Origin of the sequence: Alienimonas sp. DA493 (assembly GCF_043951915.1) — a bacterium.
Classification (GTDB): domain Bacteria; phylum Planctomycetota; class Planctomycetia; order Planctomycetales; family Planctomycetaceae; genus Alienimonas.
Genome location: NZ_JBINJD010000024.1, coordinates 1 through 13049, shown reverse-complemented (window position 1 = coordinate 13049; position 13049 = coordinate 1). Strand labels below are relative to the sequence as shown.

General features: G+C 72.3%; 12 protein-coding genes. 8 read left to right on the top strand and 4 right to left on the bottom strand.

Translation table 11 applies throughout. The features are described from left to right. Positions 1-57 precede the first annotated feature (57 nt). Complete coding sequence (locus ACG2DA_RS05740) at positions 58-849, top strand: class I SAM-dependent methyltransferase (protein ID WP_395254520.1); 792 nt, start codon at positions 58-60, stop codon at positions 847-849. 18 nt (positions 850-867) lie between these two features. On the opposite strand, the gene ACG2DA_RS05735 is transcribed toward ACG2DA_RS05740, so the two are convergent. Beyond that, positions 868-1809 carry a DUF1207 domain-containing protein gene (locus ACG2DA_RS05735; RefSeq protein WP_395254519.1) on the bottom strand — a complete coding sequence of 314 codons (942 nt, stop codon included), beginning with the start codon at positions 1807-1809 and terminating at the stop codon, positions 868-870. Between the two features lie 206 nt (positions 1810-2015). On the opposite strand from ACG2DA_RS05735, the gene ACG2DA_RS05730 reads away from it, so the two are divergent. The 4 genes from ACG2DA_RS05730 to guaA all read left to right on the top strand — a co-directional run bounded on the left by ACG2DA_RS05730 (position 2016) and on the right by guaA (position 6601). After that, positions 2016-3140 carry a hypothetical protein gene (locus ACG2DA_RS05730; protein WP_395254518.1) on the top strand — a complete coding sequence of 375 codons (1125 nt, stop codon included), beginning with the start codon at positions 2016-2018 and terminating at the stop codon, positions 3138-3140. Then, positions 3137-4408 (top strand): PQQ-binding-like beta-propeller repeat protein, encoded by a 1272-nt coding sequence (locus ACG2DA_RS05725; RefSeq protein WP_395254517.1) that lies wholly within the window; start codon positions 3137-3139, stop codon positions 4406-4408. Before ACG2DA_RS05730 ends, ACG2DA_RS05725 begins: the two co-directional genes overlap by 4 nt. Continuing rightward, complete coding sequence (gene crcB / locus ACG2DA_RS05720; protein WP_395254516.1) at positions 4405-4854, top strand: fluoride efflux transporter CrcB; 450 nt, start codon at positions 4405-4407, stop codon at positions 4852-4854. The genes ACG2DA_RS05725 and crcB overlap by 4 nt, the downstream gene beginning before the upstream one ends. A gap of 118 nt (positions 4855-4972) precedes the next feature. Further along, positions 4973-6601, top strand: coding sequence for a glutamine-hydrolyzing GMP synthase (gene guaA / locus ACG2DA_RS05715; RefSeq protein WP_395254515.1), 1629 nt, complete (start codon positions 4973-4975; stop codon positions 6599-6601). Between the two features lie 7 nt (positions 6602-6608). On the opposite strand, the gene ACG2DA_RS05710 is transcribed toward guaA, so the two are convergent. The 3 genes from ACG2DA_RS05710 to surE all read right to left on the bottom strand — a co-directional run bounded on the left by ACG2DA_RS05710 (position 6609) and on the right by surE (position 9319). Next, entirely contained in the window at positions 6609-7814 is a 1206-nt protein-coding gene (locus ACG2DA_RS05710; protein ID WP_395254514.1) for an alpha/beta fold hydrolase, read from the bottom strand. Between the two features lie 106 nt (positions 7815-7920). After that, the gene (locus ACG2DA_RS05705; protein ID WP_395254513.1) at positions 7921-8508 is read right to left on the bottom strand and encodes a hypothetical protein; all 588 of its coding nucleotides are present in this window, start codon (positions 8506-8508) and stop codon (positions 7921-7923) included. A gap of 16 nt (positions 8509-8524) precedes the next feature. Continuing rightward, entirely contained in the window at positions 8525-9319 is a 795-nt protein-coding gene (gene surE, locus ACG2DA_RS05700; protein WP_395254512.1) for a 5'/3'-nucleotidase SurE, read from the bottom strand. 509 nt (positions 9320-9828) lie between these two features. On the opposite strand from surE, the gene ACG2DA_RS05695 reads away from it, so the two are divergent. From ACG2DA_RS05695 to ACG2DA_RS05685, 3 genes are all read left to right on the top strand, one after another. Next, positions 9829-11469: a hypothetical protein gene (locus ACG2DA_RS05695; protein WP_395254511.1), complete on the top strand. Its 1641-nt coding sequence runs from the start codon at positions 9829-9831 to the stop codon at positions 11467-11469. A gap of 185 nt (positions 11470-11654) precedes the next feature. After that, a complete protein-coding gene (locus tag ACG2DA_RS05690) occupies positions 11655-12632 on the top strand; it encodes an NAD-dependent epimerase/dehydratase family protein (RefSeq protein WP_395254510.1) in 978 nt (325 codons plus the stop codon). Then, positions 12629-13049, top strand: a 421-nt coding sequence (locus tag ACG2DA_RS05685) for a hypothetical protein (RefSeq protein ID WP_395254509.1), incomplete at its 3' end; no start/stop codon positions are given. The genes ACG2DA_RS05690 and ACG2DA_RS05685, both read left to right, overlap by 4 nt.

Here is a 13049-nt window from a genome sequence, read left to right as displayed (position 1 = left end):
ACGGGCGTCAGCGGGGAATCTACACTCCCGGCTCGCCGATCGCTTTCAACCCGCCGCATGAGCGCCTCCGCCCTTCGCACCGCCGCCGCCGAGGCCTCCGACGGCTTGCTCCGCTGCCCGCCGGGGGAGGTGAAGGGCGCCGGGCCGGGGAACCTCCTCGCGGTCGTGTGGCGGCAGTGGCGGACGGAACGGGCGCTGCGGGCCCGCGGCGTGGACTTTCGCTCCGCGGACCCCGTCCGGGTCGAGGCGGCCTACGCGGCGATGTCCGCCGAGGAATTCGATGCGATCAACGGCCGTCAGGCCTGGGCAAATTGGCGGACGATTCCCGCGTCCCTGGACGGCCTGCTGCCGGTCGCCCGGCCGGACGGCGGGCCGCTGCGGGCGGTCGATCTGGGCTGCGGGACGGGCGGCAGCACGGCCGTGCTGGCCTACTGCCTGCCCGACGGCTCCGAGGTGACGGGGGTGGAGTTCGCCGCCCCCCTGGTCGCCGTCGCCCGCCGCCGGCAGTACCCGAACCGCACGGGCCGCTGCACGGTGCGGTTCGTGGAGGGCAGCGCCGTCGGTCCGCTGACGGACGCCGACGGCGCCCCGCTGGCCGACGGCTCCCTCGACCTGGTGAACAGCAGCGGGGTGATCGGCCATCACCTCACCGGCGGCGACCTGAACGCCTGCCTGGACGAAACTGCCCGCGTGTTGCGGCCCGGCGGCGTCGCGGCGCTGGACCCGGGGCCCTGCGTCTCCGCGGACCGCCTGACGGAACGGGCAACCGCCCGCGGCCTCCGTCGGCAGCGCCGCACGCGGTCCAACCCGCTCGACCGCTGCGGGCAGGTCGTGTTCGTGCGGGAATGAGGGCGGTCAGGGCCGTTCTCAGTAGTCGTAGAACACGCCGAGGCCGATCGCGGTTTCGTTCTCGCCGAACAGTTCGTAGTAGGGGCTCTTGCCGGCGTCGTACTGGGCGGCGAAGCGGAGCAGGCGGCCGGTCTCCGGTTCGCGGAACTGCCAGCCGACGACCGTGATGAAGCGGCCGGCGAAGTCGTACTCCTCCCGCAGCTGGACGTTGGCGGCGGCGACGGGGCCGCCGGTTCCCGGGCTGATCTCGTCGAAGTACTCCGCCCCGAACTGGAGGGCCCACGGTGCGGAACCGCCGTCCCGATAGAAGGCGTACGCCGCCTCGGCGTAGGCGGTCAGTTCGGGGGAGAGGTCCTGCCGCACGCCGAACAGCAGGGCGTCGCGGGAGTAGTTCACCCGCTCGAAGGTCGGATTGCGGACGAGGAACTCGTCGCCGACATGGGTGCTGATGTGGTCGTACCCGAAGGTGAACGCCGTCCCCCCGCTGCGATAGGAGAGGGGCACGCCGGCCCGAAAGTCGGTGGCGTCGACGTCCATCTCCTCGTCGGCGTTGAGCCGGGGGAAGGCGGCGGCCTCGATGTCGAGTTGCCAGCCGTCGCCGTCCGGGCCGTCCTGCCCGAACCGCACGACGCCGATGCGGGCGCCGAGGGAGCCGTCCAGGGTCGTCTCGCCCATCCGGCCGCCCTCGACGTGGTTGATCACGCCGGCCATCCGGGCGGCCTTCACGCCGGCGACGTACGGCTTGAACAGCAGGGAGGAGGGCAGCAGGCGCCAGCGCCAGACGTCGTCGTCCGCGGCGCAGTAGGGGCAGTTCAGCCCGGGTTGCTGGAGAGGTCCGCCGCCCGCGTCGTGGGTGCACAGGTCGTCGGCGTGCGCCCCGCCGCCGACCGCCGCCGCGCAGCAGACCGCCGCCGCGCAAAAGGCGGTGAGCGGCTGGCGACGGACGAGGCGGGCGAACACGGGAGCGATCCTTCGCAGGGGGTCGGCCCGGGACGGGGACGCCCGCCGGGGCGGCGGGCGGCGGACGGTTCCGGGCGGCGGAGGCCCCCGGTAATATCGGCTGATTCGGCTCCGTCCTCCGTCGAGCGAACCCTGTGGCAACATCTATCGCACCGAGCGGACCCGCCGGTCCAGTCCGAATGCGGGGTTGCGTTACCGTTGCGGTTTTGACCCTGCTGTCCGTCGGGGTCGCCCCGGCGCCGGCCGGGATCGAGGCTGGGTTTGAGTCGGATCTCGCCGCCGTCGTCGCCGTGGGGCCGAAAGGGGAGGGCGCGGCGGAGGCCGCCGAGGCCCTGTCCCGCTTGAACGACGCCCCGGCCGACCGCCTGCCGGCGCTGTTCGCCGCCTTCCACGACGCCGGGCCGGTCGGCCGCAACCTGCTCGCCGGGACAGTGCAGGCCGTCGCGGACGACCTGCCCCCCGCCGAACTGGCGCCGGCGCTGACGGGCGTGCTGACCGCGAAGAACCCGCACCCGGACGCCGCCGCGTTGGCGTTCGATCTGCTGCAGGACCGCGCCCCGGAGGCCGCCGTCCGCTACCTCGCCGACCGCGGGCTGAGCAGCGCCGCCCCGCCCGTCCGCCGTGCCGCCGTCGCCTCCCGGCTGGCCGCCCTGGGGGACGACGCCCCCGCCGCCGAGTTGCGGGCGCTACTGGATCGCACGCTGGACCGTGACCAGGTGGAGACCCTCGCCGGGAAGCTGGAAGAGGCCGGAGAGCCGGTCGACCTGCAACGGCAGTTCGGCTTTCTGACGGACTGGCAGCTCGTCGGCCCCTTCGACCACCGCGGCGGCGTCGGCTGGGACCGCACCCTTCCGCCGGAGGAGACGCCCAGCCGGTTCGATTCGGGCGCGACCTACCCCTCCGAACACCCCGACGCCGACGGTGCGGTCGCCTGGCAACCGCTGACGACCGACGAGGACTTCGGCGCCCTCGACATCGCCGGCGACCTGACCAACTGGAAGGGCTCCGCCGTGATGCTGGCCCGGGAGTACGACGCCCCCGCCGCCGGCCCGGTAACGTTCCGCCTCGGCACGCCGAACGCCTTCAAGCTGTACCTCAACGGCGAACTGCTGTTCGCCCGGCAGGAGTACCACCGCGGCACGAAGATGGATCAATACGTGATCCCCGGCGAGGTGAACGCCGGCCGCAACCTGCTGATGGTCAAGCTGCTCCAGAACGAACAGAAGGAGAGCTGGGCCCAGGCCTACCAGTTGCAGTTCCGCGTGACCGACCCCACCGGCGCCGCCCTCCGCGAACCCGAACCCGCGTCCGAAGTCGGAGCGACCGAATGACGCCGCTGCTGATTCTCGCCGCCCTCGCCGCCGGCCCGGCGGACGACGCCGAGTGGCGGGGCTTCCTCGGCCCCGGGGCTCGCCCGACGGCCGCGGTGCCGACGACCTTCGACGGCGCCGGCACGAACGTCGCCTGGGCCGCCGACTTGCCCGGCGGGGGCTTCAGCGGACCGGCGGTCGCCGCGGGGCGGGTCTTCCTCACCGCCGACAGCGGCTACGACTCGGACGTGCTGCACGTGCTCGCCTTCGACGACGCGACCGGCGCCAAGCTGTGGGACCGCCGCTTCCGGGCGACGGGCCGCACCGCCACCTACGAACCGGATATGCGGGTCGCCACCGCGACCCCCGCCACCGACGGCGAGTTCGTCTTCGCCCAGTTCAGCAGCAACGACGTCGTCTGCCTGACCGCCGAGGGGGACGTCGTTTGGTACCGCGGGCTGACCGCCGACTACCCGAACGTCTCGAACAGCCTGGGGATGAGCTCCTCCCCGCTGCTGACCGCCGCCGCGGACGGCTCCCGCACGCTGATCGTGATGGCGGAGAACGACGCCGAGAGCAAACTGTTCGGCCTCGACCCGGCGACCGGCGCCTCCCGCTGGGTTCTCGATCGGCCGAACAAGGCGAACTGGAGCAGCCCGGTTCTGCTGCCGGCCGGCTCGGAGTTCCGCAACGAGGGCGACCTAGCCCTCTGCCAGGGCAGCTACGGCCTGCAGGCGATCGACCCGGCGACCGGCGAGATCGCCTGGGAGTGGGGCGACGGGGCCAGCACCGTCGTCTCCCCCGCCGTCGCGTTGGACATGGAGGAGGGCGACCGCGTTCTCGTCGTCTCCGACGGCATCGCCGCCCTGAAGCCGGTCGTCGGCTCCGACGCGGTCAAGTTGGACTGGCAGAACGGCCGGTTGCGGCCGACCTACGCCTCGCCGGTCGTGGTGCGGTCGGCCGCGGGCACGCTGGTGGCGACGCTCACGCAGGGGGGCATCCTCTCCGTCGCGGACCTCGCCGTCGGCGAGGAGATCGGCAAGGCCCGGCTGGACGGGAAGTACTGGGCGACGCCGGTGGCCGTCGGCTCCGGCGAGAACGTCCGGCTGCTCTGCCCGAACTCCGAGGGGGCGGTCGTCGTCGTCGGCTTCGACGAGGAGGGCGCCCCGAAGGTTCTGGCGACGAACGAACTGGGCGAGCAGGGGATGTGGGCGAGCCCGGCCGCCGCCGGCAACGCGGCCTACTTCCGCTCCGACGCAACGCTTTGGAAGATCGCCGACGCCCCGTGACGAGCCCCGCGACGGCGGCCGCCGACGCCGCGCCCCCGCCCGCCGACGCCGCGGCGACGCCGGGCGTCTGGCTGATCGCCGCGGTCGCCGTCGGCGGGGCCGCGGGGGCCGTCTGCCGGTATCTGGTGAGCCGGGCGGCGGCGGAGCGGTTCCCGACGCACCCCTGGCTGGGCACGCTGGCGGTGAATCTGGCCGGCTGCTTCCTGATCGGCCTGGCGATGTACGCCGCCGCGGACCGCGGCCGCCTCTCCCCGGCGATGCGGGGGTTGATCGTCACCGGGTTCCTCGGCGGGCTGACGACCTTCTCCTCCTTCGGGCAGGAGGCCGTCGCTCTGGTGCGCGGCGAGCGCCTGCCGGTCGCCCTGCTGCAGGTGGGGGCGAACGTGCTGGGCGGGCTGGCGCTGGTTTGGGCGGGGCGGCGGGTCGGAACGATCCTGCTGGGCTGAGGGCGCCGGCTGCGGCCCGCGGGGCGGTCCGGCCCTACAGATCGGGCGGAACGGCGTTACACTGCCGGATTCCCCGCCGCCGACCCGGACGGGCCCCTCGTTTCTTCCAGACCGGTCGATGTCCAGCACCGTCTCCCCCGCCGCCCCTGGATCGGGGCTCGATCCGCTCGCCCCGGCGCTCTCCCCGTCGCAGGACGGAGCGGCCGGCGAAGACCGCGTGCTGGTGTTCGATTTCGGCTCCCAAACCGCCCAACTGATCGCCCGGCGGGTCCGCGAGCAGAACGTGTTCTGCGAGATCGTCCGCCCGGACCTCTCGGCCGACCGCGTGCGGGAACTGGCGCCGAAGGGGCTGATCCTCTCCGGCGGCCCGGCCAGCGTGTACGCCGAGGGCGCCCCCCAGCCGGACCCGGAGATCTTCGAGTTGGGCGTGCCCGTGCTGGGCATCTGCTACGGCATGCAGGTGCTGGCCCGGGCGATGGGCTGCGACGTGAAGCCCGGCGTCGACCGGGAGTTCGGTCGCACCGCGCTGCGGCTCGCCGAGCCCTCCGACCCGCTGCTGGACGGCCTGCCCAGCGAAACGACCGTCTGGATGAGCCACGGCGACCAGGTGGAGGGCCTCAGCGAGGCGTTCGCCTCGCTGGCGACCACCGCCACCTGCCCCGCCGCCGCCGTCAAACACCGCGATCGCCCGGTCTACGGGCTGCAATTCCATCCCGAGGTCACCCACACCGAGCACGGCGGTCGGCTGCTGGCGAACTTCGTCACCGCCGTGTGCGGCTGCCGGGGCACGTGGGAGATCGGCCGCCTCATCGACGAGGAGATCGCCGGCGTCCGCGAGACGGTCGGCGACGCCCGGGTGATCTGCGGGCTCAGCGGCGGGGTGGACTCCTCCGTCGTCGCGGCGCTGCTGTATCAGGCGATCGGCGACCAACTCTCCTGCATCTTCGTCGACAACGGTCTGCTCCGGCAGGGCGAGGCGGAGCAGGTCCGCACGGAGTTCGGCGACCACTTCAAAACCGACCTGCACGTCTGCGACGCCCGCAGCCAGTTCCTCGGCGCCCTCGCCGGCGTGACCGACCCGCAGCAGAAGCGCAAAATTATCGGTCGGGAGTTTATCGACGCCTTCAAACGCGAGGCGGAGAGCATCCCCAACGCCAGGTTCCTCGCCCAGGGCACTTTATATCCCGACGTGATCGAAAGCGGCGCCAACCCGGACGGCCCGGCCGCGACGATTAAATCGCACCACAACGTCGGCGGGCTGCCGGAGGAGTTGGGGTTCGAACTGATCGAACCGCTCCGCAACCTCTTTAAAGACGAGGTGCGGGCGATGGGGCTGGAATTAGGCTTGCCGGAGGACCTCGTCTGGCGGCACCCGTTCCCCGGCCCCGGGTTGGCGGTGCGGTGTCTGGGCGAGGTGACGGCCGAGAAGCTGACCACGCTGCGGGCCGCGGACGCGATCGTCATTGAAGAACTGCGGGCCGCCGGGCTGTACCGGGACGTCCGGCAGGCCTTCGCGGTGCTGCTGCCGGTGCAGTCCGTCGGCGTGATGGGCGACGGCCGCACCTACGAGGACACGATTTGCGTGCGGGCGGTCAAAACGGACGACTATATGACCGCCGACTGGTACCCCCTCCCGCACGATGTGCTGGGCCGGATCGCCACGCGGATTATCAACAGCGTTCGCGGGGTGAACCGGGTCGTCTACGACGTGAGCAGCAAGCCTCCGGCGACGATCGAGTGGGAGTGAGCGGTCGTCAACGGGGGGCGGGCGGCGGCGGAACGGCTCCGCGGTCCGCCGAAGGCGGCGCCCCCGCCGACGGCGTGCCGAAGCGGTCGTGCAGGGCGTGAAAGACGCCGGCCGTGCGGCCGGCCGCCTCGGCGTGCGGGTAGTGATCCAGACCGCACAGCCGCACCACGGGGGCGTTCGGGACCACCTCGGCGAACCGCCGGGCGATCGAGTCCCCGGAGACGCCGTCCTCGGCTCCGTAGATATACGCCACGGGGCAGGGGGCGCAGGCCAGCGCCGCCGTCCAGCGCTCCTCGTACCGTTTCCGCTCGTCCAGATATTGAATGATCCCGTGCATCACCCGCTTGCCGCGGTTGTAATTGAGGATCGCCCACCAAGCTTCCAAATCGACGACGCCGTTCCGGCCGGCGTCGCCCGCAAAACTGTTGGTGATGCATTTGAACACCGGCTCGCAGGTCAGCGCCCCCACGGGAACGCCGAGCGGCGAGTCGAGAAGATAATGGACCGGGGTCAGATTCTGGGCGTCGACGAACAGCCCGCCGTTGAGGAACGTCGCGGACTGCACGCACAGCGGGGACGTCCCGGCGTTGGAGCGGGCTAACACTTCCTGGGCCACGGTGCCGCCGTAATCGTGAGCCAGCACGTGGGTGCGGGCGACGCCCAGGGCCGCCGTCAGCCGCACCAGGATGTCCGCCTGTTCGAAGACGGAATAATCGTAGGGGAACGGCTTGTCGGAGAACCCCGAGCCCAGCAGGTCGACGGCGATCACGTCGAACCGGGCCGTCAGGGCCGGCCAGATCGCGGCGTAGTCGTAAGAGGAGGTGGGAAAGCCGTGCAGGACCAACAACGTCGGCCCCCGTCCCTCGCGGCGGAAGAAGATGCGGCGGCCGCCGTCGTTGAAGAACTGGCCGCGGGCGAGCCACGCCGCCGGGCCGGGCGGCAGATCCGCCCCGTCCGACGCCGCTCGGCGCCCGAGCGCGAACGGGCGCCGGGGAGACATTTCGACGTCGACGCACGTCGCGCCCTCCCGAACGGCCGAGCACATGCGGATCGTCGGACCGCCGCTCGCCGCCGGCGCCGGGGGCGGCGCCGCGACGGCCGTGCGGGTCCCGAGCAGCAACGCCGTCAGGCAGGCGCCGCGCACGACGGCGAATTGCAGTCTCCCGGAGGCGGTTCGGAAGTCGGCGGGCGTGCGGGCGGCGTGACGGGTCATACCGGCGCCCATCGGCGGATTCGCCGCGGCGATCCGATGCGATTCGCTCCGACGCGCAGAACCGTTACGACCGTGCGTCCGGCCGGCCCGGCGGGGCCGCGGCGGTTCAGTCCTCGGTCTGAGGCAGCAGGCGGTCGCCGTCCATGTCGAGGGAGCCGCCCTCGTCCGGGATGCCGCCGACCACGTCGAGCAGCACCACCGCCCCGCGGGTCTCGTCGTAGCCGTACCGCTGCGACAGCCGGGGCATCGGCATGGCGTATTGCTTGTTCTTCTGGAGGAAGGCGGTGAACTCCTCGTAGGTTGGGTAGCGGCCCTTCAGGGCGTACTCGCCCTGCACCCACTGGTGCATCGGCAGGCGGCCGACGAAGCCGGTGGCGCCGCCGAGGGCGTTCAGCGGGCCGGTGATCGGACCGCCGTATTCGACGTTCCCCATCGGGTCGCCCTCGCCGATCTTGTCCTGGGAAATCGTGTGGGTGCCGGCGGCGATGACGGCGGGGGCGTCCAGCACCTCAATCGTTTTGCGGCCGACGATGCCGGTCTTCTTCTCCGCCGGCGGGGCGGGGGCGTCTGCCGGACCGTTTTGATTCAGGGCCGCGTCGACCTCCGGCGGGATTTCGTCCTTCTCTTTGCAGCCCCCCGACGCCGCGAGACCCGCCGTCAGGCACAGGATGAGGAGGGAGCGGGCGGCGGGCATGGCGGCGGGGCCGGGGTCAGTCGAGGGGCAGGTCGAGGTCCCGCAGTTCGGCGAAGCCGGCGGGCTCGGTCAGATCGTATCGCAGCGGGGTCAGGGCCGCGTAGCCGGCGGCGACGGCGCCGGCGTCGGTGTCCGGGGCGGGGTCGCCGGCGGTCGCCGGATCCATGCCGGTCCAGTAGTAGGGGCGGCCCTCCGGGCTGTCGCGGCGTTCCAGCAGGTCGCCGCGGCGGGTCGGGCTGCACCGCACCGCCTTGAGGCCCCGCGGAGCGACGGCGGGGAGGTTCAGGTTCCACAACGCCGCCCCCTCCGCGGAGCGCTCGCGGCCGGCCTCGTACAGGCGGGTGGCGACGTCCACGGCGTAGTCGGCCAACGGGGCCCAGTCGTCCGGGTCGCGGCTGACGCAGCTCACGGCCACGCTGGTCACGCCGTGGAACGCCGCCTCGATCGCCCCGGCCACGGTGCCCGAATACAGCACCCCGTGCCCCACGTTCGCCCCGAGGTTAATGCCGGAGAGCGTCAGGTCCGGCCGCGTCCCCCGCAGTTGCCGGCCGAGTTCCAGCACGCCCAGCTTGGCGCAGTCCGCCGGGCTGCCGTGCACGGCGTAGCCGTAGTGGTAGCGCCGGCCCTGGTCGTCGCGGCGGTGCACCTCCTCATACATGAGGGGGTGGCGGTAGGTGATGGTCAGGCCGACGCCGCTCTGTTCGACGGCGGGGGCGACGACGGTGACCTCGCCCAGTTTGGCGGCGGCGGTCGCCAGGGCGGCGAGGCCGGGGGAGTGAATCCCGTCGTCGTTCACGACTAAGACGTGCACGGGCGGTTCGGTCGCTGCGGGCGGAAGGGGGAGGGCGGTGCGGGGGAGTGTGGGCCGGCCGGCAGAGGCTGTCGAGGGGGGCCGGCTGGGGAACGCCCCGCGTGAGGACGCGGCCGGCGCCGGTTCTGCGGACGCGCGCCAAAACGCCACATGAGGCGGGCCGTGAACGGCGCAACTTACCCATCCGGCCGACCTTCCGCGTGCGAAGTTTTCGTCGGGATCCGCCTCCGCGTCGGGGTTCTCCCGAACCCTGGCGGGCGAAGCGTTTTCCCTTTGCGAACCCCCCCGCGCCCACAGGACACTGTGTGGGAGACAGGACGCGGCCGACCCGCCCCGCTCAGGAGGAGCACGGCGCCCCACGACGGGTTGCCGGTCGGGATGGACAGAGTCGGCCTCGCACAGACGCGGCGTCCGGGGAGGTGAGCGATCGAACCGTCGGCTCCGTCTGGGAGCGGACTTCGATCGCGGCAACGACTTCCCCCAGTGAACCCGCCCCTCGAGAGCTTTCCATGAACGCCCGGACCCTCGCCGCCGCCGCCGCCGCGGCCGCCCTCTCCCTTGTGCCCGCCCCCGCCAGCGCGGGGCTGTGCGGGCTGACGAGCTTCGGCTGCTGCCCGCAGGCGGCGCCGCCCCCGGCGTGCTACACGGCGAACCGCGTCGAACGCACCACCGCCTACCGCACCGTCTACGACACCGTCGTGGAGCGGGAGGTCTGCTACGTCCCGCAGCAGGTCACGGAGAACGTCTTCGAGACGGAAACCCGCACCGCCACGCGGGTCGTGTTCGAGCCGCAGGTGCGCGAGGAGACCTACACGGTCCGCCGCCCGGTCTTCGAGACCTCCCAGCGCCAGCAGACCTACACGGTGATGCGGCCGGTGACGGAGACCGTCGTGCAGGAACGCCCCTACACGGTGATGCGGCCCGTGACGGAGACCCGCACCCGCGAGGTCCGCCGCGTCGTGATGCGTCCGGTGACGGAGACGGTCATCCAGGAGGTCCCGCGGACCACCTACCGCAACGTGACGGAAACGCACGTGCGGGAGGTGTGCCACACGGTGATGCGGCCGGTCACGACCTACCGGACCGTCACCCACACGGTGCCGCGGTTCCGCATGGCCCGCTATCAGGTGCCGCTCCCCCCGAAGCTCGGCTTCGTCCCGCCGGACCCGTGCGACCCCTGCTGCCTGCCGCGGCTGGCGTTCCGCCCGCACTGCATGACGGTCTGCAAGCCGGTGTACGAGCCGCAGGTCTGCCAGCGTCAGGTGCCCTGCACCACGATGGTGCCGCAGGTCGTGCGTCGTCAGGTGCCCTACACCGTCTGCCGCCGCGTGCCGGAGACGACCGTGCAGCGGATTCCCGTGACCACCTGCCGGATGGTCCGGCAGGAGATCTGCGAGCAGGTGCCCTACACCTGCACGCGGATGGTGCGGGAGCAACGCGTCTGCCGCACGCCGGTCACCACCACCCGGATGGTGACGGAGGAACGCACCCGCACGGTCCCGATCCAGACCTGCCGGATGGTCGAGGAGCCGCGGACCCGTCAGGTGCGGTACTGCGTGCGGAAAGAGGTGCCCTACGAATACCAGGTGCAGGTCTGCCGTCCGGTCTGCCGGACCGTGCAGCGCCCGGTGACCCGGCTGGTGCGGAAGTGCGTAGCCCGTCAGGTGCCCTACGAGGTCTGCCGGATCGTGCCGACGCAGGTCTGCCCGAACTCCTGCCCGACCGGCGACTGCGGCGGCTCCGCGATCACCGGTCCGCTGACGCCCCAGCCGGACCCCGGCGTCCCCGCCGGCCAAAGCTACGGCAACACCTACCGCGATCCGCTGCCGCCGTCCGGCCTGGACAGCCCGGACGCCTTCGACGCCGCTAACCCGAACGTCGACTTCCCCAGCGACTTCGACGACTTCGACACCTCCAACTACGGCTCCTACTACGGCACGTACGGGAACGCGTACGGGGGGACCTACGGCGGCACGACCTACGGCACGACCGGCTCCTTCAACACGGAGGGCATCGATCTGGCCCCGGGCGAGGTGATCACCGGCTACGGCCCGCTGCGTCGGATCGATCCGGCGGAACTGGACGCCGCCGAGGACGCCGCGGACGACCTGAACGAGGACCTGGAGCCCGTCCCGTCGCAGGACAACTGAGCCTCAGTCGGGCGTCCCACGGGGCGCCCGCCGACATCGCCGAGCGATCGGCAACACGTCTGCGCCGTGAGGTGCGGGTTCCGGCAGCGCCGGGGGATTGCGGTCCCCCGGCGTTGTTCGTTTGATGGACGGCCCGCCCCCGCCCGGGCGGCCGCCCCCGTTCGCTCCCCCGTGGAAGTCTCGCCGTGTCCCGCTGTCTCGTCACCGGCGGCGCGGGCTTCATCGGGTCGCACCTGACGGAGCGATTGCTGAGCGACGGGCACGAGGTCGTCGTGCTGGACGACCTGAGCACTGGCCGCAAAGGCAACCTCGCCGCCGTCAAGGATCACCCGGCGCTGCGGGTGATCCGGGCCTCCATCACCGATCCGCAGGCCGTTACGGAGGCCACCGCCGGCACCGACGTGATCTACCACCTCGCCGCCGCGGTGGGGGTGAAGCTCGTCGCCGACGACCCGGCCCGCACGATCGAGACGAACATCCAGCCGACCGAAACCCTGCTCCGGGCCGCCGCGGCCGGCGGGCAGCGGTTCTTCCTGGCCAGCACCAGCGAGGTCTACGGCAAGAACCCGAAGGATCGTTGGACCGAGGAGGACGACCTCGTTTTCGGTCCCACCGCCCGTCCCCGCTGGGCCTACGGGTGCAGCAAGGCGATCGACGAGTTCCTCGCCCTCGCCTACTGCCAGAAGTACGGCTTCCCGGTGATCATCGGCCGGTTCTTCAACGTCGTCGGCCCGCGGCAGCTGGGCGCCTACGGCATGGTCATCCCCCGCTTCGTGCGGGCGGCCTTGGCCGGGGAACCGTTGCAGGTCTACGACGACGGCTCCCAGGAACGCTGTTTCGCCCACGTCGGGGAGGTGGTGGACCACGTGCTTCGCCTGGTCGAGCGCCCCGAAGCCTCCGGCCGGGTGTGGAACCTCGGGGCGGACGAACCGGTCACGATGCGGCGCCTGGCGGAGACGGTGATCGAACTGTCGGGCAGTTCCTCGGAGATCGAGTTCGTTCCCTACGAGGCGACCTACGGCCCGAACTTCGAGGACATCCGCCGCCGCGTACCGGACACCACGGCGCTGAAGGGGCTGCTGGGCACGGCGCCGTCGATGCCGCTGCGGGAGATCCTCGCCGACGTGATCGCCCACGCCCAAGAGAGCCGGACGGTCCGGTGACGAACTCGGCGCCCCCCGCCCCGCCGTCGCCGGCAGGCGGCGCGTCCGCCGGGACGCGATCGGCCGAGGACGAGGGCCCCAGCGACGCCCGGGTGCTGGCGCTTGCCGCTAAGCCGGGCGAGCGGCTGTTCCGCGTGCTGGAGAACGCCGACCCGCTCCGCCCGCTGCTGGCGGCCCTCGCCGTGCTGCCGGCGGTGCTGGCGTCGCCGCGGTGCCGGCTGGACCGCGTCGATCCGGATTGGGGCGTGGCCTGTTTGGAAGCCCGAGTCGGCGACCCGTTCTCGGAGGCCGGTCCGGCCGCGTGGCTGACGGGGCGCCTGCTGGCGCTCACGGGCACTGAGGGGGCGGTGCCGTACTACGCGCTGAGTTGGGCCGGCGCGACGTTGCTGGTCTGGGCCGTGTGGCAGTTGACGGCCG